The following is a 25,200-nucleotide window of genomic DNA, read 5'->3' as shown; positions in this document are numbered from 1 at the left end:
TGTCCGCGGACGCTCGCGCGGACAGTGTCCGGGCGCCGATGTCCCGGCATGTCCGCTGGTTGTCTGATCCAGCTGACTTAGAATGTCCGCTCGTAATTACCAATGGGTAGGCCATGTGCGGGATTGTTGGGGCGATCGCTGATCGCGATGTGGTTCCGGTACTGATTGAAGGACTCAAGCGGCTGGAATACCGCGGCTACGATTCCTCGGGCATCGCCGTGCTGGATGGCGAGCACATCCGCCGCGTGCGCCGCACTGGCCGTGTCGCTGAAATGGAAGGTGCGGCCATCGCCGAACAGTTCCATTCGGTGCTCGGCATCGGCCATACCCGCTGGGCCACCCATGGTGGCGTCACCGAATCCAATGCCCATCCGCATATCAGCCAGGGCGTTGCGCTGGTGCACAACGGCATCATCGAGAACCACGAGGAGCAGCGCGAGAAGCTGCTGGCGCTGGGCTATGTATTCGAGTCGCAGACCGATACCGAAGTCATCGCCCACCTGATCCACCATCACCTCAAGGCCGATCACGACGATCTGCTCAGCGCCCTGCAGCGCACGGTCAAGGAACTGACCGGTGCTTACGCATTGGCGGTGATCAGCGAGAACGAGCCCGAGCGCATGGTGGTGGCACGCATGGGCTGCCCGCTGCTGGTCGGCCTGGGTGATGGCGAGAACTTCGTCGCCTCCGACGTATCGGCGATCCTGCAGGCCACCCGTCGGGTGATGTTCCTGGAAGAAGGCGACACCGCCGAACTGACCCGTCATGGCGTGCGCGTGTTCGATGCCAACAATGCACCGGCGCAGCGCGAGCAGCGCATGTCGGACGTCTCGCTGGCTTCGCTGGAACTGGGCCCGTACCGCCACTTCATGCAGAAGGAGATCCACGAACAACCGCGCGCGCTGGCCGACACCATCGAGGCGGCGATTGATGCGGGTGGTTTCCCGGCGACCCTGTTCGGCAAGAACGCCGAAGCGGTGTTCAAGGACATCGAAGGCGTGCAGATCCTGGCTTGCGGCACCAGCTACTACGCTGGCCTGACCGCGCGTTATTGGATCGAGGCCATCGCCGGCCTGCCGTGCAGCGTGGAAATCGCCAGCGAATACCGCTACCGCGCCGCCTACGCCAATCCCAGGCACCTGATCGTCACCATCTCCCAGTCCGGCGAAACCCTGGACACGATGGAGGCGCTCAAATACGCCAAGTCGCTGGGCCACACGCATACGCTGTCGATCTGCAACGTGCCGGAGAGCGCGATTCCGCGTGCCAGCGAGCTGGTCTGCTACACCCGCGCCGGTGCCGAGATCGGTGTCGCTTCGACCAAGGCCTTCACCACCCAGCTGGCCGCGCTGTTCCAGCTGACCGTGGTGCTGGGCAAGCTGCACGGCAAGGTCGATGCCGAGCAGGAGAGCGGCTACCTGGAGCAGCTGCGGCATCTGCCGGGCAGCGTGCAGCACGCCTTGAACCTGGAGCCGCAGATCATCGCCTGGGCCGAGCGTTTTGCCGGCAAGTCGAACGCCTTGTTCCTTGGCCGTGGCCTGCATTACCCGATCGCGCTGGAAGGCGCGCTCAAGCTCAAGGAAATCTCCTATATCCACGCCGAGGCCTATCCGGCCGGCGAGCTCAAGCACGGCCCGCTGGCACTGGTGGATGCGGAAATGCCGGTGGTGGTGATCGCGCCCAACGACAGCCTGCTGGAGAAGGTGAAGTCCAACATGCAGGAAGTGCGCGCGCGCGGCGGTGAGCTGTTCGTATTTGCCGACCAGGACAGCAACTTCAATGCCTCCGAGGGCGTGCATGTGATCCGCACCCCGCGCCATGCCGGCGTGCTCAGCGCCATCGTCCACACCATCCCGGTGCAGATGTTGGCGTATCACACCGCCCTGGCGCGTGGCACTGATGTGGACAAGCCGCGCAACCTGGCCAAGAGCGTTACCGTGGAGTAACGCAGGTGTCACAGGAGCGTAACCGGAACTACGGATAATCATCTCCAGCAGCCCGGTCCTCTCTCCCCCGACGTTGCTCGAAGCCCGGCCCAGCGCCGGGCTTTTGCTTTGCATGAGTAGCGGGCACGAACAGCCGATGGCCTTGGACCGCTGTCTGCGGGCTTTGAGCCGCGGAACTACGCGAATACAGGCAGCGACGGGCTAAGCTGCCCGCCCTTGTGATCGCGAGCTGAACCAGTTGTTTTTCAGAAGTACCCAAATCGCCTCTTGCCACGCACTGCATGGTCAAGGGGGCGCTGTGTCCGTTGCCCCTGTCATTGGGAGTGGGTGATGAGGGTGCGGAAAAGCCACCACCGGCAAGGTCCGGGCGGGAGACGATGATGGAGCCGGCCGGACAGGACCAGCCCGGGCGCGATTTCGCTGCGCGGGCGGTACATGACTACAGCGCCGAGCTGCACCGCTACCTGCGCCGGCGGGTGGCCGAGGCGCAGGATCTGGGTGACCTGGTGCAGGAGGTCTACCTGCGCCTGCTGCGCGTGCAGAGCATCGAAACCGTGCGCAACCCGCTGGCCTACATTTATGGCATCGCCGCGCACGTGGCCAGCGAGTTCAACATGCGCCAGCGCCAGGGCCGGCTGCTGTATGACTCGACCGTCGTCGATGCGGTGTCCGAGAACCCGGGGCAGGCCGTCTTCAGCGAAGGTGGCGGCTTCTTCGAGCGGCAGGTGGGCGATGCGCTGGCGCAACTGCCGGCCAACCGGCTGGCGGTGCTGCTGCTGGAGCGGCGCGAAGGCCTGAGCCATGCGCAGATCGCGCAGAAGCTGGGGCTGAGCGTGCATACGGTGAAGAAATACAGTGTCGAAGCGCTGGCGCATGTACGCGCGAGCTTGGAACGATGAACAGGATGTGGACCTTGCTACGAGCAGGGCGGGTGAAGCCATGAATATCTATCGCACATCGCCGCAACAGAGCCGGGAGCGCGCCGCACGCGAGGCGGCCGAATGGCTGCACGTCATGGGGGAAGCGCCCAGCGATGCCGACCGCAGCGGTTTTGCCGCCTGGGTTGCGCGCTCGCCGCTGCACCTGGAAGAGCTGCTGATGGCGCAGCTGGTGCAGCGCGAGTTGGCCTCCAGCGCCGCGCTGCAGGCCTTCGATCTGGACGCGGTGCTGGAACAGGCCAAGGCCATGGACAACGTGGTGCAGCTGCATGATGTGCCGCGTGCGGTGCCGGTCGCCAAGCCCTTGGAGAAAGGGCTTGCCACGCGCGGACGCCGTCGTAGGCTGGGTTGGGCACTGGTGGCTGGCGTTGCCGTCTGCGCGCTGCTGGCCGGCAGCTGGACGCTGCTGCAACCGGAGGTGCCGGTCCACCAGTACGCCAGTGCGGTTGGCGAGCAGCGCAGCATTGCCCTGGCTGACGGCTCGATGGTCACCCTGGCACCGGCTTCCTATATCGCCGTGCGTTTCAGTGCGGGCGTGCGTGACATCGAGTTGCGTGATGGCGAGGCCACCTTCGACGTGGCGCACGACACAAGCCGCCCGTTCCGTGTGCACGCTGGTGACAATACCGTGCAGGCGGTGGGCACGCGCTTTACCGTCAATCGGCTGCCTTCCGGCACGCTGGTTGCGGTCAGCGAGGGCAAGGTGAAGGTGACCGCCAACAGCAATTGGCTGGAGTCGCTGTGGCGCGACGATGCATCGACGCTGGAGGCGGGCAAGGCCAAGGTTGAATCGCTGGGTCGTCCGGCGGCATTGTCAGCCGGTGAACAGGCGCGCATACCGCAGGGCCAGCAGGCCATGCTGCGGATGCCGCTGGAAGCGCCGAGCGCGCCGGCCGATGGCAAACGGCGATTGAGCTTTCGCAATGACACCCTGGCCGACATCGTCAGTGAGTTCAATCGCTACAACCCGCGGCCCATCGTGGTCACCGATCCATTGATACGCGAGCAGCGCTATAGCGGCGTGTTCCATGCCGATGATGCCGATTCCTTCCTGCAGTTCCTCGAATGCTGCTCGCAGCTGCAGGTCAGCCGACAGGCTGATCGCAGCGTGATCGGCAACCGCGGCAGTCGTCAGTAGGCGGCAATGCAAGGGTGCGGAAAAATATTTGCGGTGGTGAGTACCCTTTCTTCGCACTTGGACACACGGATGTAACAAGAGGCTGGTTCCGCGCAAGGCGGCTCCGGTTGCTCGGTAACCATTCGATGTCTTTCGGGGGCGAATTATCCATGGGGTCCAGCACTATTCTTCGTAATCACACGTTGGTGAAGGCGGTGGCGCTAGCGCTGTTGGTCGGCACCGGCAATGTGGCGATGGCACAGTCAGCAGCGGCGACCGATGCAGTGGCCGCTGCAGCGGTGTTCAAGTTTGATATTCCTGCGCAGTCACTGGCGTCGGCGCTTGAAGTGTTTGCCGAGCAGTCCGGCTTGCAGGTGGTCTACGCCGGCAATGCAGGCAGCGGCGTGCAGAGCGGCGTGGTCAGTGGCCAGATGGGCGCGGCGACGGCCCTGCAGCAGCTGCTCGCACCTACTGCGTATGCGCATGAATTCATCAACGCAAAAACTGTCGCCATCCGCCCCCGCAGTAGCGCAGGCGATGTAGTCGAACAGGATGGAGGTAGTGCAGAAACGCTGGAGACCATCAATGTCACCGGCACCTACCTGAAGAACATCGATCCGGCTTCGCCGCTGATCGTGATCGATTCGCAGCTGATCGAAAGCCGTGGTTATGCGTCGATCGAAGACGTGTTGCGCAACCTGCCGCAGAACTTCTCCAACCGCACCAGCGCCTCTCGCGCGCTGGGTGAGAAGGAGTTCGGCAGCACCTATGGCGATGGCGTGTCCGGGCTGGGCTCGTCCGGCGCCAATCTGCGTGGCCTGGGCAGCCGCTCCACGCTGATCCTGGTTGATGGCCGTCGCCGCAGCGGCTCGGCACAGGCGCAGGGTGCCTACACCGATATTTCCTCGATCCCGGTTTCGCAGATCGAGCGCATCGAAGTGCTCAGCGATGGCGCCAGCGCCATCTATGGCTCCGACGCCGTGGCCGGCGTGATCAACATCGTGCTGAAGAAGTCCTACGACGGCACCACCGCGCAGCTGCGTCATGAAAACTCCAGCACCGGCGCTGATGTTTCGCGGCTGGATCTGGCCCACACCTTTGGCTATGGAAGTGGCCACGTCACCGCTGCGGTCGGGCTTGAGCGTACGCTGCCTGCAGACGTCACCAGCCTGATCCACGTCGGCCCGGACGGCCGTGGTGACTTCAGCGACCGTGGCGGCGTCAACGGCCGCACCCGCAACAAGGGCCAGCCCGGCGTGGTCTATGAGTCGCTGGATTTCGGTATCGACTACCACTTCATGGGCGATGTGCTCGGGGTGATTCCCGGCGGCCAGGACGGCACCGCACTGGATCCGGACAGCCTGCTCGCCTATGACCCGGCCACTGCGCCGTCTACCTATGAGCGCAGCCGCATCGGTCCGAAGGTCGACAACCGCTACGTCCGCATCAGCGGCGTGCACGATCTCGGTGAAACCACCCAGCTGAACTACGGCATCAGCCATGTGCGCCAGGTCAACAAGGAGAACTGGCGGCCGACGCTGTTCGACTTCAGCCTCTTCGAGGACGGTTACAACACCTACGTTCCCGAGAGCAACAAGTACAACAACTTCGGCAGCGACGTACTGGTGGGCTATTCCTTCGAACGTGAGTTCGAAGGCATGAACCTGAGCGAAGACCAGAAGCAGACCAACAGCGACGCGCATGTGGGCATCAACGGCAAGCTGCCGTTCGCCAAGGGCTGGGACTACGAGGCCACTTACAGCACTGGTCGCGAGAAAGGCACCACCGCGGCCTTGATGGACCTGACTGGCTCGATGGGCGCCGCCGGCTATGCGCGCACGCTGGAAGTGCTGAATGGCTTGAACGTGTTTGGCGACGGCAGCAATGAAGCCATCGTCGCGCGTAACCGAGAGTTGCTGCAGAGTCTGGTCGAGCGGCATGTCTATCGCTTCCAATCGCGTGCCAATACCGTCGACCTGCTGACCCGTGGTGAACTGTTCCAGCTGCCCGCAGGCAAGATCGAAGCGGCGTTTGGCGCACAGCACCGTGAGCAGCGCTACAACTACGAGAGCAACCTCGGTGAACAGTTGAACTCGGAAAGCACCGGAAAGTCCGAAGCGCTGTTCACCGAGATTGGTATCCCGTTGTTGAAGGACCAGCCGCTGGCCAAGCTGCTGAGCCTGACTGTTGCCGCCCGCTACGAGCGCTTCGACCAGCGTGGCGACAGCGCACTGCGTGATTGGTCGGCTGGCCTGGGCGAACTCGGTGGCTTCGATGTCGAGCAGTTGACCGGCGTCAACAACGACGGCGCAAGCGGCATCACCGGCAGCGATACCGTGGTGTCGCGCAGCTTCAGCCGCACCAGTCCGTTGGCACGGCTGGCGTGGAAGCCGATCGATCAGCTGCGCCTGCGCGCCACCTGGGGCGAGTCCTTCCTGGTGCCGCAGGCCCAGCAGCAGTTCGGCCAGCTGATCATGGATGACTACACCGCACGCGTGCTGTTCAACGGCGGCCAGCTGCCGGACGGAGTCACCCAGATCGTCGCGCTGAGCGGCCCCAATGCGAATCTGAAGCCGCAGGTGGCCAGCGTAGTGACCTATGGTTTCGATTGGTCACCGACATTCGCTACCGGTCTGCAGCTGTCGGCCACCTATAACCGCACCACCTTCGACAACTACATTGGCGATCCGCTATCGGGGCTGACCTATTCGGAGATATTCAAGGACATCAGCAAGATGCCCGAGGGGACTTTCACCGTCGGCGAGAATGGGGTGATGCTGTGGGACAACCGCGCGATCAATTTCCTTGGTCGTCGTTCGCGCAGCATCGATACCACCGCCAGCTACTACTTCGGCAATGACTGGGGCGATTGGCGCATCGAGCTCAATGCCGTGCGTACGCTGGAGCTGACCTCGCGTTCGCTGGCGTCGATGCCGACCCTGAGCTATGCGGACAGCGAGTTGGGGCCGAGCAAGTGGGCGGGCGACCTGTTCGTCGGCTGGGAAGGCAACGCCTGGTTCGCGTCGCTGGGCAGCCATTACAGCGCCGCACATCGCGTGCTGTATCCGTTGTCGGCCACCGCCACCGACTACAACGATTTCACTCCCAATGAAAATCCGCGTACGCGCTCGGCGTCCTACACCACCTTCGATGCGCAGGTCGGCTATCGCAAGCATCAGCGTGACGGCTGGTTGGGTGGGGTGACCGCGCGCATGGGCGTGCAGAACATGTTCGATCGCGACTATCCGTTCGTCGACAACCTGTCCGGCTTCGTCTCCAACCGCGTGAATATCCGCGGCCGCGTGCTCTACCTGGACATCAAGAAAGAGTTCTGACGCCAAGCGGTTGCTCCGTAACAACGCGGTGCGTCGATCCCTCGTCGGCGGCGCGCCGCATCCATTGCAAGGAAATCCATGAAGTCCATCGCCAACTCCCTGCGCGCCTGCCTGCTGGCCAGCGCGGTCGCTACTGCACTCGGCCTCGCTGCCTGCAGCCCATCACAGACGCCGCCTGCCACTGCAGGCCAGGACGCCGCCGCCACGCCCGCAAGCAGCAGTGCGTACAGCATCCGCGGCACGCTGCCGGGGCTGGCCGATGGCACCGAGCTCAAGCTGCTGGTGCCGTCTGCAGCGATCGACCCGCTGCATGTCGAGCCGGTGGCCACGGCCACCGCGCAGGGCGGTGCCTTCGTGCTCAGCGGGCAGGTACAGCAGGCGGTGCCTGCGGTGCTGATGGTCGGTAATCAGGGTTCGGTGAAACTGGTGCTGGAGCCGGGAGAGCTGCGTATCGAAGCTGGCGCGCTGGGGCCGGTGGGCAAGGGTGGCAGCCTGACCGAGCGGGTTTACGGCTATCTGGAAGAGCCTGCCTATGTGGCCGCCTACAAGGCCAATCGCGAAGCCAATCGCAAGGCCTTCGACGGTGTGGATGAGAACGACGAAGCGGCGATGAAGGCCGCGCGCGAATCCGTGGCTGCGCCGTTCGCCGCCTTGACCAAGGTCAGGAACGACTACGACGCGGTCATCCTCGACGGTGCCGAGCCGGCGCTGCTCAAACTGCTGGTGCTGAGCGAGAACTACGACTGGAAGCGCTATGACGTGGCCCGCCGTGCGCAGCTGCTGGTTAGCTACAAGCAGGAGCTGGGCGCGCATCCGCTGATCGTGCAGATGGAGCAGGCCGCTGCCGACTATGCCAAGACCCAGCAGCTTGCCGAGAAGTTTGGTCCGGGCAAGCCTTATGCCGACATCGAAGCTGTCGGCGTGGACGGCAAGGTGGTCAAGCTGTCCGAAGTGCTGGCACGCAACAAGCTGGTGCTGCTCGACTTCTGGGCCTCGTGGTGCGGCCCGTGCCGTGGTGAATTCCCGCATCTGCTGAAGGTGTACCGCGAGTTCCACGCGCACGGCTTCGAGATCTACGCCGTGTCGCTGGATGAAGACAAGGCGGACTGGATCAAGGCCATGCAGGAAGAGGGCGGCAGCAACGACCTGCCGTGGATAAACCTGCAGGCGCCAGGCTTCGAGGACAAGGCGGCGCAGACCTACGGCGTTGTGCAGTTGCCGCAGAACTACCTGATCGCCGGTGACGGCACCATCGTCGGCGTCGGCATGCGCGAATGGGATGTGGAGCGCGCAGTGCGTGCGCAGATCAAGAAGGTTGAAGATGCGCCTGCACGTTGATGCGGTCCGCCGCGCCGCGCTGAGCGCATTGTTGCTGCTGGGCGTGCTGCTGCCCGGCAGCGTGCTGGCGCAGGTGCAGGCCGAGCTGGTAACCGCGCAGCGCTCGGTGCAGCCGGGGCAGCCGCTGCAGCTGGCGCTGCGCATGCAGCACGATCCGCATTGGCACAGTTTCTGGAAGAACGCCGGCACCGGCCTGCCGACCAAGTTGATGTGGGAGCTGCCGCCGGGCTGGACTGCCGAGGCGATCCAGTGGCCAACGCCAATCCTGGTGCGTGACCGCGAAGGCAACATCACCGGCCACGGTTATGAAGGCTTGTCGTATCTGCCGGTGCGGCTGATCGCTCCGGCTGATCTGCAGCCCGGCGGTGCGGTCGAGTTGAAGGCACAGGCCCGTTGGCTGATGTGCGAGACCGTGTGCATTCCGGGCAAGGCGGCAGTGAGCTTGAGCGTACCGGTCAGTGCCGACCCACCACAGCCCGATGCCGATGTGCAGGCGGCGCTGGCGGCCTTGCCGATGCCAAGCGCCAGCGAAGGCTGGCAACTGGCGGCGACCCGCGAGCAGGGCGACCTGACCCTGCGCGTTGCAGCTCCGGCTGATATTGCTGAGCTGCACTTCTTCCCGGCCGATGAATTCGTCTCCTACAAGGTGCCGCAGACCATCGGCAATCGCGGTGCACGCGCCTTGCTGAAGCTGCCGTTGGATCCGGCCGAGAGCATGCCGTCCGATGCGGCGCTGCGCGGCGTGTTGGCCTATACCGACGCACAGGGCATCTACCGTGGCGTCAGCATCGAGCTGCCGTTCGTGGCCGAGGCTGAGGCGACTGCCTTGGTCAGTACGGCCGACCTTGGGGCGGCACCGGCTTCGGGCGCAGGCAATGAGGGTGCGCAGCTGTCGCTGTTGGTGTTGCTGTTCGCAGTGCTCGGCGGGCTGATCCTCAACCTGATGCCCTGCGTGTTTCCGGTGCTGGGCCTGAAGGTGGTTGGTTTCATCGAGCAGGCCGGCAACGACAGGCGCAAGGTCAGCCTGCATGCACTGTCGTTCACTGCGGGCGTGCTGCTGTCGTTCTGGGCATTGGCCGGCGTGCTGGCGGTATTGCGCGAAGGCGGGCAGCAACTGGGCTGGGGCTTCCAGCTGCAATCGGCGTCGTTCGTGTTCGTGCTGGCGCTGGTGATGCTGGCCTTCGCGCTGAACCTCAGTGGCGTGTTCGAGGTTGGCATGCGTGCCACCAGCGTCGGTTCGCGCCTGCAGTCGCGCAGCGGCGTGGCCGGCAGCTTCTTCAGCGGCATGCTCGCCACCGTGGTGGCAACGCCGTGCAGTGCACCGTTCCTGGCACCGGCCTTGGGCGCGGCGTTGGCGCTGCCAACCGCACAGTCGTTCGTGGTGTTCACTGCCATCGCGTTGGGTCTGGCGCTGCCGTATCTGCTGCTGTCGGTATTCCCATCGCTGGTCACGCTGTTGCCGCGCCCGGGCGCGTGGATGGAAACCTTCAAGCAGCTGATGGCCTTCCCGCTGTATGCCACCGTCGGCTACCTGCTGTGGGTGCTGGCCGGGCAGTTGCACGAAGCGGCACTGCTCAATGCCTTGCTGGCGTTGTCGTTGCTGGGTTTTGGTTTGTGGTTGTACGGCCGTGGTACCCGTCCAGGTGCCCGCGGTAGCCGCGCCAAGCTCAGTGTGTTTGCCGGCGTGCTGGTGCTGGCTGCGGCGGTGCTGTTCGGCTGGCCACGTGCACCAGCGCCTGAAGCGCTGCAATGGGAGGCCTGGAGCAGCGAACGCGTGCAGCAGCTGCAGGCCGAAGGCCGCCCGATCTATGTCGACTTCACCGCACGCTGGTGCGCTACCTGCCAGGTCAACAAGAAGGTGGTGTTTGCCGCGGCGCGGGTAAACGACTACTTCCGCGACAACGAAGTGGTCGCGCTGAAGGCCGACTGGACCAACGCCGATCCACTGATCACCGCCGAGCTGGAACGTTGGAACCGCAGCGCGGTGCCGTTCAACCTGGCCTATCCGGCCGGTGGCGGCCCGCCGCGCGAACTGCCCGAGGTACTCACGCCGGAGATCGTGCTCTCTGCGCTGGACAACGCTACCCCACCAGGACGGGATTGAAATCCCGCCCCGACTTTCCCCGCGTCTTCGGGCGCATCTAGAGAGAACGCAACGCATGATTTCGCAACGCCTGTTGTGCGCCGGCCTTGCGCTGGGCTTGATGGCAGCTGCTGCTGCCTCGGCCGAGCCGGTCAAGGTCAATGGCTTCACCTACGTAAAATCCGCCGATGGCATCGATGAGTACCGGCTCGACGCCAATGGTTTGAGCGTCCTGCTGCTGCCCAACCACGCCGCACCGGTGGTGACCTTCCAGATGACCTACCGGGTCGGCTCGCGCAACGAGGTGACCGGCACTACCGGCGGCACCCACCTGCTCGAGCACCTGATGTTCATGGGCAGCACCAACTTCGACGGCGCGAACAACGTCGATACCTACCTGGACCGCGTCGGTGCCGGCTTCAACGCCACCACCTCGCTGGACCGCACCAACTACTACGCCACGCTGCCGCCGGCCGCGCTGGATGGTTATATCGCCATTGAAGCGGACCGCATGCGCGGCCTGCTGCTGCGCGAGAAAGACCGCCAGAGCGAAATGACCGTGGTGCGCAACGAGTACGAGCGCAACGAAAACAATCCCAATGGCGCCTTGATGAAGCTGATGTGGGCGACCGCCTTCAGCGCACATCCGTACCACCATCCGGTGATCGGCTGGCGCAGTGATATCGAGAAGGTATCCATCGAGAAGCTGCGTGAGTTCTACGACACCTTCTACTGGCCGAACAACGCCACTGTCACCGTGGTCGGCGATATCGACAGCGCCAAGGTGCTGACCAGCATTGGCGACAAGTTCGGCAAGGTGCCGCGTTCGCCGCATGCCATTCCCGAGGTCTACACCACCGAGCCGGAGCAGCAGGGCGAGCGTCGGGTGACGTTGCGTCGTGGCGGCGAAACCGGCACGGTGATGATGGCGTACAAGGCACCGGCTGGTCTGGACAAGGACATTTCCGCACTGAACGTGCTGGAGCTGGTATTGCAGGGCGGCCGCAGCGCACGCCTGCAGCGTGCACTGGTGGATACCAGCAAGGCGGTGGCGGTATCGGGCGGCATGTACCAGCAGCGCGATCCCAGCCTGTTCATGCTGAGCGTGGCGCTGGCCCCGGACAGCAAGCACGAAGACATCGAAAAGATCGTCCGCGACGAGATCGCCAAGGTGGCCCGCGACGGCGTCAGCGTCGAGGAGATCAAGCGCGTGCTCGGCCCGTACCGCGCCGAGGAAGCTTATCGCCGCGATGGCACCGACCAGGCCGCCGATGCGCTCAACGAGTTCATCGCGATGGGCGATTGGACCCTGTATTCCAGCGCCCTGAAGGATCTTGAGAAGGTCACCCCGGCCGACGTGCAGCGCGTCGCCGGCAAGTATTTCACCGCAGAGCAGAGCACGGTTGGCTGGTTCGTGCCGGAGAGCAGCAAGTGAACAACGCAAAACGCATTCGACTGATTCCATTGGCACTGGCTGCACTGTCCAGCCTTGCCGCATTCGCCGCCCAGGCCGGCGTCGCCGACACCGCCGTGCACGCCAAGGCCGCTGGCATCGACCTGATCGTCTACCCGATGGGGGTCAAGGACGTGGTCACCTTCACCGGCTCGATGCCGCTGGGTGATGCCTTCCTCGCCGCCAAGGGCGACAACCCGGCGGTGCCGACGCTGACCGCGATGCTGCTGGAAGCCGGCACCACCCGCCGCGACAAGTTCGCCATCTCCGATACGCTGGACGGCATCGGTGCGCAGCTGTCCTTCAGCCCCAGCGCGGCGCGCATCGGCATCTACGGCAAGAGCCTGAAGCAGGACCTGCCGACCGTGCTCGACCTGCTCGCCGAACAGCTGCGCCAGCCGGCCTTCACCGCTGAAGAGTTGGCCAAGGCCAAGGTGCAGCTGGAAGCTGCATTGCGCCAGGCCAGTGACAACCCCGGTGCGATGGCGCGTGAAACGCTGATGCTGAGCATCTTCCCGGCCGCCAGCATCAACGCACCGGCACCGCGCGAGGCCATGCTCAAGGCGGTGCCGCAGGTAACGCTGGAGCAGATCAAGGCCTTCCATGCCAAGTACTACGGCCCGGCGCACATGACCCTGGTGTTTGCCGGTGACGTTGATGCCAAGGCGATTGAAACCGCGGTTGCACACGGCTTCAACGGCTGGAGCGGCGGCGTGGATTATCTGCGTGATGCGCCCGCACGGCTGCCGGCCAAGGCTGCCGAGCACAGCATCGCGATGAAGGACAAGGCCAGCGTCAGCGTGTTCCTCGGCCAGGCCACCGGCCTGCGCTACACCGATGCCGACTACCTGCCGATGACGGTGGGCGTGGACGTGCTCGGTTCGGGCTTCACCGGCAGGCTGATGGCCGCGGTGCGCGCGAAGGAAGGCTTGACGTACGGCATCGGCGGCAACCTGCTGGGCAGCGACTACATGGACGGCGGCCTGGGCATCAGCACCACCTTTGCACCGGAGCTGATGGACAAGGGCATCGCCAGCACCCGCCGCGAACTGCAGCGCTGGTGGAGAGATGGCATCACCGCCGCAGAACTGGATGCACGCAAGCAGGCGATGGTCGGCAGCTACCAGGTTGGCCTGGGCAATACCGACGGCATGTCGGCGGCGATCATCGGCACGGTTGAGCGCGGTGTTGGCCTGGCATGGCTGGACAACTACCCGCAGGCGATCCAGTCGGTGAAGCTGGAGCAGGTCAACGGCGCAATCCGCAAGTACGTGGACCCGCAGAAGATGGTGCTGGTCAAGGCCGGCACCTTCACCAAGTAAGTCGTTACCTCTGCCAAGTGGTTCGACACCAGCAAACGCCGGCGTAAGCCGGCGTTTGTTGTTTCAAGACTATGTGCTGATCAGGCGCGCACGGTATTGGAAATGATTTCAACCCAATAACCGTCCGGGTCTTTGATGAAGGCCAGGCTCTTCATGCGGCCATCGCTCAGGCGCTTCTGGAACGGCACGCCCAGTTCCTCGAAACGCGCACAGGCTGCTTCCAGCTCCGGCACCGACACGCAGATATGGCCGAAGCCGCGCGGATCGCTGTTGCCGTCGTGGTAGATCGCGCCGTCCTGGTTCTCGGTGCCGTGGTTGTGGGTGAGTTCCAGCACACCGGGAATGCCGGCCATCCACAGGCGGCGCTCGGCATCGTCCTGCGGTACCTGCACGCCGGCTGGCACGTAGGCCAGGAAGTACAGGCTGAACTGCGCTTCGGCGAAATCACGCTGGTCGATCAACTGGAAGCCGAGCACGCGCGTGTAGAAATCCAGCGAGGCGCGGATGTCCTTGACCCGCAGCATGGTGTGGTTGAACACGAAGCCGTTGGTTTCAGCCGGCACCTGGGCGGCGACGCTGGGCTGTTGAGCAAGGGTTTGAAGGCTCATGAAATCTGTCCTGTTGCGATGAATGGGGGAGGGCGCGCGTGCAGCTGCGGCAACGCAATGCTCATGCAGAAAGTTGCATTTGAAATCGCTAGCCCAGCTTGCGTGCGTCGATACAAAAAATCATCAACGGCATACCTTCAGTGGCTAGGCGGCTGCGCGCGCGCTGGCTATGCTGCGTCGCAGGATAGTCGTTGTTCCCCTGGTTTTGATGAAGCGCGCATGCATTGCCTGATGTGCGCCGGGAAGTGACGCTGGCGCAAGGGCTGCGCGGAATGTTGGCAGGGGATGCCACCACGGATGGAGCCACGGCGTGACCAGCGGCGGTTGACAAGGTTTCGCTGCTCGCGTTATTCATTGTATGTATATACAAATAACGGAATTGTCCGGAACTTCATGTCCTACCGTATGTGCCTGCCGTTGCTGCTGATGCTGGTGCTCGCCGTCGAAGGCGTGCTCGGGGCATGGGCGAGCACGCGCATGGTGCTGCATGCGGATGGGGTTCCATCGGTTGCCGGGATTACCCGCGCGGCCAGTGCAGGCTGTGACCCGGTGCGAAGTGACCCGGTGCGGACTGATCTGGCCGCACGTACGTCGACGGCGGCGGGCGCAAGCACCGGCGGTGGCCACGACGAGCACACCGGCAAGTCGTCTTCCGGTCATGCCGATGACTGCAGCTGCGCTGACAGCGTCGGCTGCGAATGCCTGTGCGTGTTCACCATCTATCCCCCCGCGACGGCGCTGTTGTTCGCCGGTGCGCATCCACCGGTAGCGGCCGATACGCCATTGCCGGCGCTGGTATTGCCAGCGGGCAGGCTGTCTCGCGTCTTCCGACCTCCCATCGTCTGAGCGGTTGTTCTCGCGTCACCACGACGTAGTAGTGAACCGCGCTCGCGCCCGCGACCGCGGCTATCGCCCCGAGACAGAATCCCAGCGAGAGAGAACATGTATTTGAAGCCCCAAGCCTTGGCTGCGGCCATTGGCACGCTGCTGTGTGCCACCGCCGTCCACACCGCCAACGCGCAGGACGCGCAACCCCCGAATGAAGCCGCCCGCACGCTGGATGCCGTGCAGGTCACCGGCAGCCACATCAAGCGCGCGCAGTTGTCCGGCGTAGGCCCGGTCAGCGTGATCGACGCGCAGGCCATCGAACGCTCCGGCGCCACTTCGGTGGACACGCTGTTGCAGCGCCTGCCGGCCTCGGCCGGTTTTGCCGGCAGCCAGAGCAATGCCTACTGGGCCGAGAACGGCTACGGCACCACCCAGGTCAATCTGCGCGGCCTGGGCATCAACCGCACCCTGGTGCTGCTCAACGGTCGCCGCATCGTCAATGGCGGTACCGGCGCCAACAGTTCGGTCGATCTGAACATGATCCCGGTGTCGCTGATCGAACGCGTGGAAGTGCTCAAGGACGGTGCCTCGGCCATCTACGGCGCCGATGCGGTGGCCGGCGTGGTCAACATCATCACCAAGCAAGGATTCGACGGCGCCGAAGCGGCAGTGCGCTACGGCCAGACCACGCGTGGCGATGGCGATGAAACCGCTGTCGACCTGGCCTGGGGCGTCACCAGCGATCGCGGCTCGCTGATGGCGGGTATCAACTATGCCGAGGGCGGCACGGTCAACATGGGCTCGCGCGCACCCTGCGGGCTGGCCGAAGTGGACGGCAAGCTGGTGTGCTCGGGCAGTTCCACCACGGTGGGCGGCCGCGCGCTGCTGGCCGATGGTAGCCGCGTCAATTTCAACCAGGTGTTGGGCGGCAATGGCGATTTCTACGAGCGCTATTCGGCCGCCAAACACAATTACAACGGCAACCCCACGCTCAACGCGGTCAATCCGATCAAGCGCATCAGCATGAGCGTATTTGGCGACAGCCAGCTTAGCGAGAACACCAGCGTGTTCACCGAGCTGATGTATACCAACCGTCAATCCGATCAGCTCGCTGCGCCGGGCGGTCTGGGCGTTTATCGGCCGATCAACATCGCCGCCAATCACCCGACCAACCCGACCGGACAGGACCTGTTGCTGCAACGCCGTCGTCTGGAAGAAGCCGGCCCGCGCCATTTCTCGCAGGAGGTGAATACCTTCCGTGGCTTGGTGGGAGTGAAAGGCCAGTTCGGCACCGGTTGGGACTGGTCGGCGGCCTTGAACTGGGGCCGCAACACCGGCGTCGATGGCTCGGACAACGTCGCCAATCTCGACCGCGTCGAGCAGACCTTGAACCGCAGCATTTGCAGTCCGGTGCCGGGCGCGGCGATCCCCTGTGGCGACTACCTGGGCTACGGTGACCTGAGTCGCGAGGTGCTCGACTACATCCTCTACACCTCGCGCGATACCGGCGGCAACGAACAGAAGAGTTTCACCGCCAACCTCAGCGGGCAGATCTTCGAACTTCCGGCCGGTTGGGTGGGCTTTGCTGCTGGCGTGGAAGTGCGCAAGGAACGCGGCTGGCGCAATCCCGATCCGCTGACCGTGCTTGGCATCGGCAACACCAATCAGCAGGATCCAATTGCCGGCGAATACACCGCCAAGGAAGTGTTCGCCGAATTGGCCATTCCGTTGCTGCAGGACAACGTCATCGCCGATTCGCTGTATCTGAATCTGGCCGGGCGTGCCTCGGACTACGATCTGTTCGGCCGCGACTACAACTACAAGGCCGGGCTGGATTGGCAGATCAATCCCTCGCTGAAAGTACGCAGCACCTATGCCACCGCCTTCCGCATCCCGAACATTCCGGAACTGTTTGGCGGCGTGGCCGAAGGCAACCTGACCACCACCGATCCATGCAGCAACTGGTCGGCCTTGCCGGCTGGTTCCACGGTGCGTGCCAACTGCCAGGCCTACGGTGTGCCGGCCGGCTATGTGCAGCCGGGCAACACAATCCTCACCACCTCGGGCGGCAACTCGGCATTGGAGCCGGAAGACGCCACCTCGTTCACTGCGGGCGTGGTGTGGACGCCGGAATTCCTGTCCGGGCTGACCTTGACGCTGGACTATTACAACATCCGTATCAAGCACGCGATCCAGCGCATCGATGGTTCCACCAAACTGGCCATCTGCTACAACACGCCGGGGCTGGCGCATCCGTTCTGCGATGCCAGCAACTTCACCCGTAACCCGCGCACCGGCGAAGTCGACTTCCTGTCCTCGCAGCCGGTCAATGCCGCCAACGAGCACGTCACCGGCTATGACTTCGGCGCGCTGTATGAGTTCAAGGCTGCGGGTTTCGATGCCAGCGTCAGTGCCGATGTGTCCTATCTGCAGCGCTATGACGTGCGGCCGTACGATGGTGCGGACCTGATCGAGTACGCCGGCAAGATCACCGGCGGCCGCGGCAGCTACGCCAAGTGGCGCGGTCTGGTCTCGGTCAATGCCTCGCGCGATCAATGGTCGGGTACCTGGAGCACGCAGTACATCGGTCGGGCCGATGACATCAATGCGGCACGCGGTGATATCGGTGACCACGCACCGTCGGTGTTCTATCACAACCTGCAGCTCAAGTACGCGGTGAGCAAGGCGCTGGATGTATCGCTGGGCCTGGACAACGTCTTCGACAAGAAGCCGCCGTTCATCCAGAGCTATACCGATGCCAACACCGATACGATGACCTACGACCTGCTGGGTCGCCGCTGGTACGCACGCATCGGCTACCGCTGGTGATTGGATGCGCCCCGTCGCGTTCGCGGCGGGGCGCGTCATTGAACGAGGACGATGTTGATGAAACCCGCATTCTGGGCACGCCGTGCCCACAAATGGATCGGTCTGGTGATCGGCGTGCAGGCGCTGCTGTGGATGCTCAGCGGTGTCTACATGACCGTGGTGCCGCTGGACGTGATCCATGGCGACCACCTGGCCCACGTACATGGCACACCGCTTCCGGCGCAGACCGCGCGCGTTGGCGCCGATGTGCTGGCTACGCGCTATCCACAGATGGAGTCGTTCCGGCTCAAGCATGTGCTGGAACGCGAGGTCTATGAGATCCGCCAGGGCAAACAGAAGTACCTGGTGGATGCCGCCAGCGGCGAACGTCTGGCGCCGATGGACCGCGAGCAGGCAATAGCGCTGGCGCAGTCGCTGTATCAGGGCGAGGGCGAGGTGGAGCGGGTGGAATGGATCACCCGCGCGCCGTCGGAAGTAAAGACGCGACCGGTGCCGATGTGGGCCGTGCATTTCAGCGGCCGCGGCGACAGTACGCTGTATCTGTCACCGGACAGTGGTGAGCTGTTGGCACGCCGGCACGACCTGTGGCGTGTGTTCGATTTCGTGTGGATGTTGCACATCATGGATTACGAGAACCGCACCGACGTCAACAACACCTTGTTGCGCTTGGCCTCGATCCTTGGCCTGGGTTTCGCCCTCAGCGGTATCTGGCTGCTGTTCTACAGCTTCGGCAAGCGGAGGAACGCATGACGCCCTGGATGCGTACCCTGCACAAGTGGGTGGGCCTGATCGTCGGCCTGCAGTTCGTGGTGTGGTTGGGCAGTGGCCTGATGATGAGCCTGCTCGATCCTGAGAAAATCGAAGGCAGTGCCCAGCAAGCAGCAGCTGTCGCCAATCCTGCGTGGCCGGCCACGGTAGTGTCGCCGAGCGTGGCGCTGGCTGCGGCCAAGGGCGAGGCGGCAACACTGGACAGTGGCTGGTTGCTGCAACAGCCGGTGTACCGTCTGCAATCACCGGAAGGCACCGAGGTGATCGATGCCCGTGACGGTAAGCGCATTAGCATCGATGCGGCGGTCGCGGCGAAAGTCGCACAAGCGGCCTACGCGGGTGATGGTGTCGCCGCTGCGCCGCAGTATCTGGAGAAAACGCTGGAAACCCGGGCCAACCCGGACCCGGTGTGGCGCGTGGACTTCAGTGATGCGCAGGACACGAGTATCTATGTGTCCGCACACAGCGGCCAGGTGATGGAACATCGCAACGCGACGTGGCGGCTGTTCGACATCTTCTGGATGCTGCACATCATGGATTACAGCAGCCGGGTCGACTTCAACAATCCGCTGGTGGTTGGCATGGGCATCGGCGGCCTGTGGTTGGCGCTGACTGGCGTGTGGTTGTTGATTGCCAGTTTCCATCTGCAGGAGTTCATACCGCGACGCTGGCGTTCACGCCGGCAGCTGATGGTCTACGCACCGGGTGGCGCGCATCTGCGCACGGTCGAGGTAGCAAGCGGCGACAGCGTTTACGTGGCACTGGCGCGAGAAGGCATCAATCTTCCTTCCAATTGCGGTGGTGGACAGAGCTGTGGCCTGTGCGAAGTGCGGGTACGTGCTGGTGCGGGCAAGGCAACGGCGGCCGATCGCGCGCACGTGCCTGATGCCAAGCGCAAGGTCGGCTGTCGACTGGCCTGTAACCTGCAGGTGGATGAAGACGTCGAGATCGAAGTGGCCGGCGGCGCCAGCCTGTGGACCGAACACTGGGCCATCGTCGAGAAGGTCGTCGCGGTGACGCCGTTCCTGCGAGAGATCCATCTGCGCCCGGAGCAGGCTGCGGATGCACAGTTCCAGCCTGGCTGCTATCTGCAGCTGCACGTGCCCGAGTACGAGCTGCCGCGCACTGCGGTGTGGTACCCGGCCGAGCATGGCGAGGATTGGAAGGCACTGTCCTTGCCCGCGACCCTGCAGAACAAGGCGGCGGTACGGCGCTCATACTCGCTGGCAACACCGGTATCCAACGCGGACGGCGGCCTGGTGCTGCTGGTCCGCTTCAGCCCCGGCTGGCAGGAGAACCGCAAGCATCCGCCGGGCAAGGGCTCGACCTTCGCCTATACGCTGCGCGAGGGTGACCGTGTCCGCTACAGCGGCCCATTCGGTGATTTCGCACTCAGCGGTAGCGAGCGCGAGAAGATTTTCATTGGCGCTGGTGCGGGCATGGCGCCGCTACGTGCGCTGATCCAGCAGCGGCTGGATGAGGGTGGTGGCGAGCGTATCCACTACTGGTACGGTGCCCGTGGCGAGCGTGATTGCCCTTATGTCGAACAGATGCAGGAGCTGGCGCATGAGCATGTCAACTTCAGTTGGCATCCGGTGTGGTCAGGGCAGGGCAGTGATACGCGCCGTGTGCACGAGGCGATGCATGAAGATCTATTGAAGCAGCATCCGGATCTGGCGGGCTGCGAGTTCTATCTGTGTGGCCCGCCGGCGATGTTGGCGGCGACCAGGCAGCTGCTGCGCAAGCTGGGCGTGGCGGATGAGCGGGTTGCGTTTGATGACTTCAAGATCTGAGTGGACTTGAACTTGGCTGTTGCGGCTGCAGATGTTGGAGGTCTGCAGGTGTTGCCGTTGTAGTTGCTGTTGCTGTTGCTTTGGCTTTGGCTTCGGCTTCGGCTTTGGCTTTGGCCTTGACTCTGGCTCTGGCTCTGGACATTCCCTTCTCCCGCTTGCGGGAGAAGGTGCCCGGAGGGCGGATGAGGGCGCTTTTGACTTTGCTTAGTTAAAAGCTTTCCCTCACCCCAACCCCTCTCCCGCTTGCGGGAGAGGGGCTTAAGCGGATTACTCGTGCTTTGAGAACTCGCTCAACGAACCATCATTGCCCAGCAGTGCAACCGTGAACGCCTGGCGATAACCATCCGGCGACTCCATGCCCGGCGTGCCTACCGGCATGCCCGGCAACACCAGGCCACGCGCCTGCGGGCGCTCGGCCAGCAGCTTCTTGATGTCTTCCACCGGCACATGGCCTTCCACCACATAGCCGTCGATCTCGGAGGTGTGGCAGGACATCATGCCGTCACCAATTCCCAAGCGCTGCTTGACCGCCATCATGTCGCTGGTGTCATTGAGCTGCACCGGGAAGCCTGCGGCCTGCATATGCTCGGCCCAGCCACCACAGCAGCCGCAATTCGGGTCCTTGTGCACGACCACCAACGGCAACGCCTTGGTAGCCGGTGCAGCTTCAGCAGCTTTTACAGGTGTCGCAGCAGCCGTTGCGGTTGCCACAGCAGCAGTCGACGGACTGGCATTGCAGGCACTGATCAACAGAGTGCCGGCAGCCAACACCAACAGCGAGAACATCGGCTTTGAACGCATTTTCATGATCTTGATTCCTTGGGCAGTTCGCCGCACCGACCACTGGTCAGTGCGGCAGTAGGGCGTCACAGCATCGACAGGCCGCGTTCGAATTCCTTGGCGTCCAGCTTGCCATCACGGTTGCTGTCGCTCATGCCGAAATGCGGCAGCAGCGGATGACCGCTGGGCAGTTCCTCGCGGCTGATGAAGCCGTCCTTGTTGGCATCAAAGCGCTTGAACGTTGCCGCAGCATCAGCCTGCGGCGCCTTTGCAGCAGGTTTTGCTGCCGCTGCATGATGCTCATGGCCGGCATGCTGGGCCTGCGCGATGGAAATCGAGGCAAGGGATATCGCGCCGATCAATGCAGCTTGAAGAAAGAACTTCATCGAAAGCATTCCTTATAGGGAGGTTGAAGATGGCGCCGGTGTGCGGCGCCATCACTACGAATCAGAACCAGAAGCGCACGCCGGCAACCCAGCGCGACTCACTCACGCCTTCGCCAGCATCGCGGTGCATATCAGCGGTATCGCCGAACGCGCGCTCGTGCACAAAGCCCACATACGGTGCGAACTTGCGGGTGAACTCGTAGCGCAGGCGCAGGCCTGCTTCCACGCTGCTCAAGCCCTTGCCGACACCACGCTGCGGATCGTCATCGGCGACGATGCTGGCTTCCACCACCGGCTGCAGGATCAGTCGGTTGGTCAGCAGCACGTCGTACTCGACCTCGAACGCCAACTCGGCCTTGCGCGGTCCGCCGATGTAAGCCATCGCCGAGACTTCGAACTTGTACGGCGACATGCCTTGCAGGCCGAAGGCTGCGCGGGTCAGATCCGGCGATTCGCGGCTGTTGTCGTGCCGCGCACCGGCGACCACGTCCCACCACGGCGAGATCGAATGGCCGTACAGCGCATCCACCGACCAATCGCCGAGCGCGTTCTCGCTGCGTTCGCCTTCGCTGCGGATCCAAAGACGGTTGATGTCATTGCCGAACCAGGAGTCGATGCCCCAGGCCTGGCCGCTGCCGTGGGCGTTGTCCCAGGCTTCCAGGTGATCGAACACCACCAGGCTGTTGAACGACGGCGCGTGCTCCATCGCATGCGGCTTCAATACCGGGAAGGCATCGTCGAAGTCCTGCTTGGTCGGCGTCGGGATCGGTTCGCGCGGGGTGTCGCTGGCGCTGCTGGTCTGCATGTTGTGGCCAGCATGCGCATCCGCCGGCATGGCATGGCCGGCGTGCGGATCAGCTGCTGCGCCGTGGCTGGAATGATCTTCCGCCTTGGGCATGGCATGACCGGCATGCGGATCGGCAGGCATTGCATGCCCCGCGTGCGGGTCAGCCGTAGTGCCATGGCTGGAGTGATCCTCCGCCTTGGGCATGGCATGGCCTGCATGTGGGTCAGCAGCTTTGGCCTTGCCGCCATGGCCACGGTGCGCGGCGTGCGGATCGGCGGGTTTGCTCGTGGGCATGTTGTGCCCGGCATGCGGATCCACTGCCGGCTTTGCTTCAGCGGCATGCCCGGCGTGTCCCGCATGCGGGTCCTGCGCGAAGGCGCTGCCGCTGGCGGCCAGGGCGATGAACAACAGCGAGTGAGAGAAGGTCTTCATGCGTCGATCCTCACTTCGCGCATCATGCCCGCTTCCATGTGGTACAGCAGATGGCAATGGAAGGCCCAACGGCCCAGCGCATCGGCGCGCACGCGGTAGCTGCGGCGTGTGCCTGGCGGCATGTCAACGGTGTGCTTGCGCAGCTGGAACTCGCCGTCGGCGTTCTCCACATCGCTCCACACGCCATGCAGATGGATCGGGTGCTGCATCATCGTGTCGTTGACCAGCACGATGCGCATGCGCTCGCCATAGTTCAACTTGATGGGCTCGGCACCGGCAAACGGAATGCCGTCGAAGTTCCAGGCGAACTTCTCCATGTGACCGGTGAGATGCAGTTCGATCTCGCGGCCTGGCTCGCGCCCATCCGGGTCCTCGAACAAGGAACGCATCGCGCCGTAGGTCAGCACCTTGCGGCCGTTGTCGCGCAGGCCGATGCCGGGGTCGTCGAGCTTGGGCTCGGTGGCCGCGGTCTGCATGTCGATCAGCGGGTTGCCGGCTTCGCTGGGCTTGTGCTTGGGTGACTTGTCGCCGCCGCCATGGGCGCCATGGCCCATCGCCGCGCCGCAGCCGCCTTCCATGCCCTTGGCACCCATATTGGCGCCGCAACCCCCTTCCATGCCGGCACTGTGATCGCCATGGCTGCCCATGTCGTGGCCCATATCGCTCATGGTCAGCAGCGGACGTGGATCGATCTGCGGAATCGGCGCCTGCAGACCCTGACGCGTCGCCAGCGTGCCGCAGGCATAGCCAGTGCGGCCCATGTCCTGCGCAAACAGGGTGAAGGCATCCTGGCCGGTAGGTTCGACGATCACGTCGAAGGTCTCGGCCGGGGCGATGCGGAACTCGTCAATGCTGACCGGATGGATGTACTGGCCATCGGCGGCGACCACGGTCATCTTCAGGCCGGGGATGCGCACATCGAAGTAGGTCATCGCCGAGCCGTTGATGAAACGCAGCAGCACCTTTTCGCCACTGCGGAACATGCCGGTCCAGTTGCCGGCCGGGGCGGTGCCGTTCATCAGGTAGGTATAGGTGTGGGCGTTGATGTCGGACAGGTCGGAGGGCGTCATCCGCATCCGGCCCCACATGCCACGGTCGCTGAGCGTCTCGCGCAGGCCATCCTTGCGCGCATCGCGCATGAAGTCACCCACCGTTCGCTGGTAGGTGTTGTCATGCATCGGCATCTTCTTCATGCGCCGGAACAGCGCATCCGGGTCCATGTCGGTCCAGTCCGAGAGCATGACCACATGCTCGCGGTCGAAGTGGTACGGCGGCGGTGCCAGCGGATCGACGATCATCGCGCCGTACAGGCCGGCCTGTTCCTGGAACATGGAATGACTGTGGTACCAGTAGGTGCCGGACTGCTTGAGTTGGAACCGGTACTGGTAGGCCTCACCCGGTGCGATGCCGTTGAAGCTCAGGCCTGGCACGCCGTCCATGTTGGCCGGCAGCAGGATGCCGTGCCAATGGATGGAAGTGATCTCGTCGGTGAGCGTGTTGGCCACGCGCAGGTTGACGGTATCGCCCTCACGCAGGCGCAGGATCGGCGCTGGCAAGGAGCCATTGACGGTGATGGCGGGGCGGGTACGGCCGGTGAAGTTGACCGCCGAGCGGCCGATGGCAAGGCTCAGCTCGGTGCCACGCAGCTCAACTGGCGGCACCGCCATCGCACTGCCGGCGGCGAAGGCCTGCGGAATACGTGCCAGGCCGGCACCGGCAACCACGCCGCCAATGGCCAGGCCCTGCACGAAGCGACGTCGCGACAGCACTGAGCGCGAATCGGAAAGGAAATCAGAAGACATGTGGAACTCCCGGTCACACAGACGCATCACGATGCGTTGCTGCATGTCCTGAACAGATCAAGGGTGCACCAGAGCGATCGCCTTGGCACAGATATCTGCGAGCGCCAGAAGGCGCGGGAATCAGGCGATGGGAGGGCGGTTGAGCTGGCCCGGGGTCACGTCGTCGCGAGAGGGGAGTGCCGGCATTGGTGCCAAGGCATGGCGCATCGGTGCAAGCCGCGTCATGGTGACGCTGGGCAGCATGTTGCAGTGCTGCTTACAGTCGCAGCTGTCACCGCTGGCGCAGGGCGAGGGCGCCTTGTCGGCGTCGTCTGCATCGCATTGCAGGTTGGCTTCCTGCTCGTGGCAGCAGTCGTGCGCGCTGTCACCGGCTTCCATTGCCATCGTCATTGCCTGCATCGGCATGGCCATCGCCGTCGCAGACCACACCGAACCGACCGCACCAGCGATCAGGGTCAGGCACAGCAGCAGGGGCAGCAGGATGCGCGGCACGGGATTCAGGTTGGGAAGCAGGGCTGAACCATAACATTCCTGAGTACGGGCTGGGCTGAATGGTTGGGGGAAAACCGGGGGGGGGGGGGGGGGGGGGGGGGGAGCGCCGGGGGGCCGCGGGGGGGGGGGGCCGCGAGGTGGGGGCCCCCGGCGGCGCAGAGGA

The 25,200-nt window shown here is 64.0% G+C and carries 18 protein-coding genes; 12 read left to right on the top strand and 6 right to left on the bottom strand.

The window, feature by feature from the left end; all coding sequences use genetic code 11:
* Positions 1-113: 113 nt before the first annotated feature.
* From glmS to ACVOLV_RS12550, 8 genes are all read left to right on the top strand, one after another.
* The gene (gene glmS / locus ACVOLV_RS12585) at positions 114-1,946 is read left to right on the top strand and encodes a glutamine--fructose-6-phosphate transaminase (isomerizing) (protein ID WP_481554692.1); all 1,833 of its coding nucleotides are present in this window, start codon (positions 114-116) and stop codon (positions 1,944-1,946) included.
* Positions 1,947-2,326: 380 nt separating this feature from the next.
* Entirely contained in the window at positions 2,327-2,845 is a 519-nt protein-coding gene (locus ACVOLV_RS12580; protein WP_481554691.1) for an RNA polymerase sigma factor, read from the top strand.
* 40 nt (positions 2,846-2,885) lie between these two features.
* A complete protein-coding gene (locus ACVOLV_RS12575) occupies positions 2,886-4,022 on the top strand; it encodes a FecR family protein (RefSeq protein WP_481554690.1) in 1,137 nt (378 codons plus the stop codon).
* Positions 4,023-4,171: 149 nt separating this feature from the next.
* Entirely contained in the window at positions 4,172-7,336 is a 3,165-nt protein-coding gene (locus tag ACVOLV_RS12570) for a TonB-dependent receptor (protein ID WP_481554689.1), read from the top strand.
* Positions 7,337-7,414: 78 nt separating this feature from the next.
* Positions 7,415-8,674, top strand: a complete 1,260-nt coding sequence (locus ACVOLV_RS12565; protein ID WP_481554688.1) for a redoxin domain-containing protein — start codon at positions 7,415-7,417, stop codon at positions 8,672-8,674.
* The gene (locus ACVOLV_RS12560) at positions 8,658-10,778 is read left to right on the top strand and encodes a protein-disulfide reductase DsbD family protein (RefSeq protein WP_481554687.1); all 2,121 of its coding nucleotides are present in this window, start codon (positions 8,658-8,660) and stop codon (positions 10,776-10,778) included. The genes ACVOLV_RS12565 and ACVOLV_RS12560 overlap by 17 nt, the downstream gene beginning before the upstream one ends.
* A gap of 55 nt (positions 10,779-10,833) precedes the next feature.
* Entirely contained in the window at positions 10,834-12,192 is a 1,359-nt protein-coding gene (locus ACVOLV_RS12555; RefSeq protein WP_481554686.1) for a M16 family metallopeptidase, read from the top strand.
* Positions 12,189-13,532, top strand: a complete 1,344-nt coding sequence (locus ACVOLV_RS12550; protein WP_481554685.1) for a M16 family metallopeptidase — start codon at positions 12,189-12,191, stop codon at positions 13,530-13,532. Before ACVOLV_RS12555 ends, ACVOLV_RS12550 begins: the two co-directional genes overlap by 4 nt.
* Positions 13,533-13,612: 80 nt before the next feature.
* Here ACVOLV_RS12550 and gloA read toward each other — a convergent pair whose 3' ends face one another.
* Complete coding sequence (gene gloA / locus ACVOLV_RS12545; RefSeq protein WP_481554684.1) at positions 13,613-14,140, bottom strand: lactoylglutathione lyase; 528 nt, start codon at positions 14,138-14,140, stop codon at positions 13,613-13,615.
* 393 nt (positions 14,141-14,533) lie between these two features.
* Between gloA and ACVOLV_RS12540 the strand changes: the two genes are divergently transcribed.
* The 4 genes from ACVOLV_RS12540 (at position 14,534) to ACVOLV_RS12525 (ending at position 20,358) form a co-directional block, all read left to right on the top strand.
* The gene (locus ACVOLV_RS12540; RefSeq protein WP_481554683.1) at positions 14,534-14,986 is read left to right on the top strand and encodes a CopL family metal-binding regulatory protein; all 453 of its coding nucleotides are present in this window, start codon (positions 14,534-14,536) and stop codon (positions 14,984-14,986) included.
* 96 nt (positions 14,987-15,082) lie between these two features.
* Positions 15,083-17,797 carry a TonB-dependent receptor gene (locus ACVOLV_RS12535; protein WP_481554682.1) on the top strand — a complete coding sequence of 905 codons (2,715 nt, stop codon included), beginning with the start codon at positions 15,083-15,085 and terminating at the stop codon, positions 17,795-17,797.
* 57 nt (positions 17,798-17,854) lie between these two features.
* Positions 17,855-18,547 carry a PepSY domain-containing protein gene (locus ACVOLV_RS12530; protein ID WP_481554681.1) on the top strand — a complete coding sequence of 231 codons (693 nt, stop codon included), beginning with the start codon at positions 17,855-17,857 and terminating at the stop codon, positions 18,545-18,547.
* The gene (locus tag ACVOLV_RS12525) at positions 18,544-20,358 is read left to right on the top strand and encodes a 2Fe-2S iron-sulfur cluster-binding protein (RefSeq protein WP_481554680.1); all 1,815 of its coding nucleotides are present in this window, start codon (positions 18,544-18,546) and stop codon (positions 20,356-20,358) included. Before ACVOLV_RS12530 ends, ACVOLV_RS12525 begins: the two co-directional genes overlap by 4 nt.
* 267 nt (positions 20,359-20,625) lie before the next feature.
* On the opposite strand, the gene ACVOLV_RS12520 is transcribed toward ACVOLV_RS12525, so the two are convergent.
* The 5 genes from ACVOLV_RS12520 to ACVOLV_RS12500 all read right to left on the bottom strand — a co-directional run bounded on the left by ACVOLV_RS12520 (position 20,626) and on the right by ACVOLV_RS12500 (position 25,037).
* Positions 20,626-21,165 (bottom strand): DUF411 domain-containing protein, encoded by a 540-nt coding sequence (locus tag ACVOLV_RS12520; RefSeq protein WP_481554679.1) that lies wholly within the window; start codon positions 21,163-21,165, stop codon positions 20,626-20,628.
* A 59-nt stretch (positions 21,166-21,224) separates the two neighbouring features.
* A complete protein-coding gene (locus tag ACVOLV_RS12515) occupies positions 21,225-21,524 on the bottom strand; it encodes an EF-hand domain-containing protein (protein ID WP_481554678.1) in 300 nt (99 codons plus the stop codon).
* A 61-nt stretch (positions 21,525-21,585) separates the two neighbouring features.
* Positions 21,586-22,743: a copper resistance protein B gene (locus ACVOLV_RS12510; RefSeq protein ID WP_481554677.1), complete on the bottom strand. Its 1,158-nt coding sequence runs from the start codon at positions 22,741-22,743 to the stop codon at positions 21,586-21,588.
* Complete coding sequence (locus ACVOLV_RS12505; protein WP_481554676.1) at positions 22,740-24,545, bottom strand: copper resistance system multicopper oxidase; 1,806 nt, start codon at positions 24,543-24,545, stop codon at positions 22,740-22,742. Before ACVOLV_RS12505 ends, ACVOLV_RS12510 begins: the two co-directional genes overlap by 4 nt.
* Positions 24,546-24,665: 120 nt before the next feature.
* Positions 24,666-25,037: a CopL family metal-binding regulatory protein gene (locus tag ACVOLV_RS12500; protein WP_481554675.1), complete on the bottom strand. Its 372-nt coding sequence runs from the start codon at positions 25,035-25,037 to the stop codon at positions 24,666-24,668.
* Positions 25,038-25,200 lie beyond the last annotated feature (163 nt).

This window comes from Stenotrophomonas sp. STEN023 (assembly GCF_056760135.1).
The sequence above is the reverse complement of the archived record's forward strand: the minus strand, read 5'-3'. Positions and strand labels throughout refer to the sequence as shown.

What these genes read in the sequence shown, in the direction of transcription:
- glmS (WP_481554692.1), top strand. Translation starts at nt 114, where the DNA reads ATGTGCGGGATTGTTGGGGCGATCGCTGATCGCGATGTGGTTCCGGTA.
- ACVOLV_RS12560 (WP_481554687.1), top strand. Translation starts at nt 8,658, where the DNA reads ATGCGCCTGCACGTTGATGCGGTCCGCCGCGCCGCGCTGAGCGCATTG.
- ACVOLV_RS12520 (WP_481554679.1), bottom strand. Translation starts at nt 21,165, where the DNA reads ATGAAAATGCGTTCAAAGCCGATGTTCTCGCTGTTGGTGTTGGCTGCC.
- ACVOLV_RS12505 (WP_481554676.1), bottom strand. Translation starts at nt 24,545, where the DNA reads ATGTCTTCTGATTTCCTTTCCGATTCGCGCTCAGTGCTGTCGCGACGT.
- ACVOLV_RS12510 (WP_481554677.1), bottom strand. Translation starts at nt 22,743, where the DNA reads ATGAAGACCTTCTCTCACTCGCTGTTGTTCATCGCCCTGGCCGCCAGC.
- ACVOLV_RS12540 (WP_481554683.1), top strand. Translation starts at nt 14,534, where the DNA reads ATGTCCTACCGTATGTGCCTGCCGTTGCTGCTGATGCTGGTGCTCGCC.
- ACVOLV_RS12515 (WP_481554678.1), bottom strand. Translation starts at nt 21,524, where the DNA reads ATGAAGTTCTTTCTTCAAGCTGCATTGATCGGCGCGATATCCCTTGCC.
- ACVOLV_RS12555 (WP_481554686.1), top strand. Translation starts at nt 10,834, where the DNA reads ATGATTTCGCAACGCCTGTTGTGCGCCGGCCTTGCGCTGGGCTTGATG.
- ACVOLV_RS12580 (WP_481554691.1), top strand. Translation starts at nt 2,327, where the DNA reads ATGGAGCCGGCCGGACAGGACCAGCCCGGGCGCGATTTCGCTGCGCGG.
- ACVOLV_RS12570 (WP_481554689.1), top strand. Translation starts at nt 4,172, where the DNA reads ATGGGGTCCAGCACTATTCTTCGTAATCACACGTTGGTGAAGGCGGTG.
- ACVOLV_RS12535 (WP_481554682.1), top strand. Translation starts at nt 15,083, where the DNA reads ATGTATTTGAAGCCCCAAGCCTTGGCTGCGGCCATTGGCACGCTGCTG.
- ACVOLV_RS12565 (WP_481554688.1), top strand. Translation starts at nt 7,415, where the DNA reads ATGAAGTCCATCGCCAACTCCCTGCGCGCCTGCCTGCTGGCCAGCGCG.
- ACVOLV_RS12525 (WP_481554680.1), top strand. Translation starts at nt 18,544, where the DNA reads ATGACGCCCTGGATGCGTACCCTGCACAAGTGGGTGGGCCTGATCGTC.
- ACVOLV_RS12530 (WP_481554681.1), top strand. Translation starts at nt 17,855, where the DNA reads ATGAAACCCGCATTCTGGGCACGCCGTGCCCACAAATGGATCGGTCTG.
- gloA (WP_481554684.1), bottom strand. Translation starts at nt 14,140, where the DNA reads ATGAGCCTTCAAACCCTTGCTCAACAGCCCAGCGTCGCCGCCCAGGTG.
- ACVOLV_RS12575 (WP_481554690.1), top strand. Translation starts at nt 2,886, where the DNA reads ATGAATATCTATCGCACATCGCCGCAACAGAGCCGGGAGCGCGCCGCA.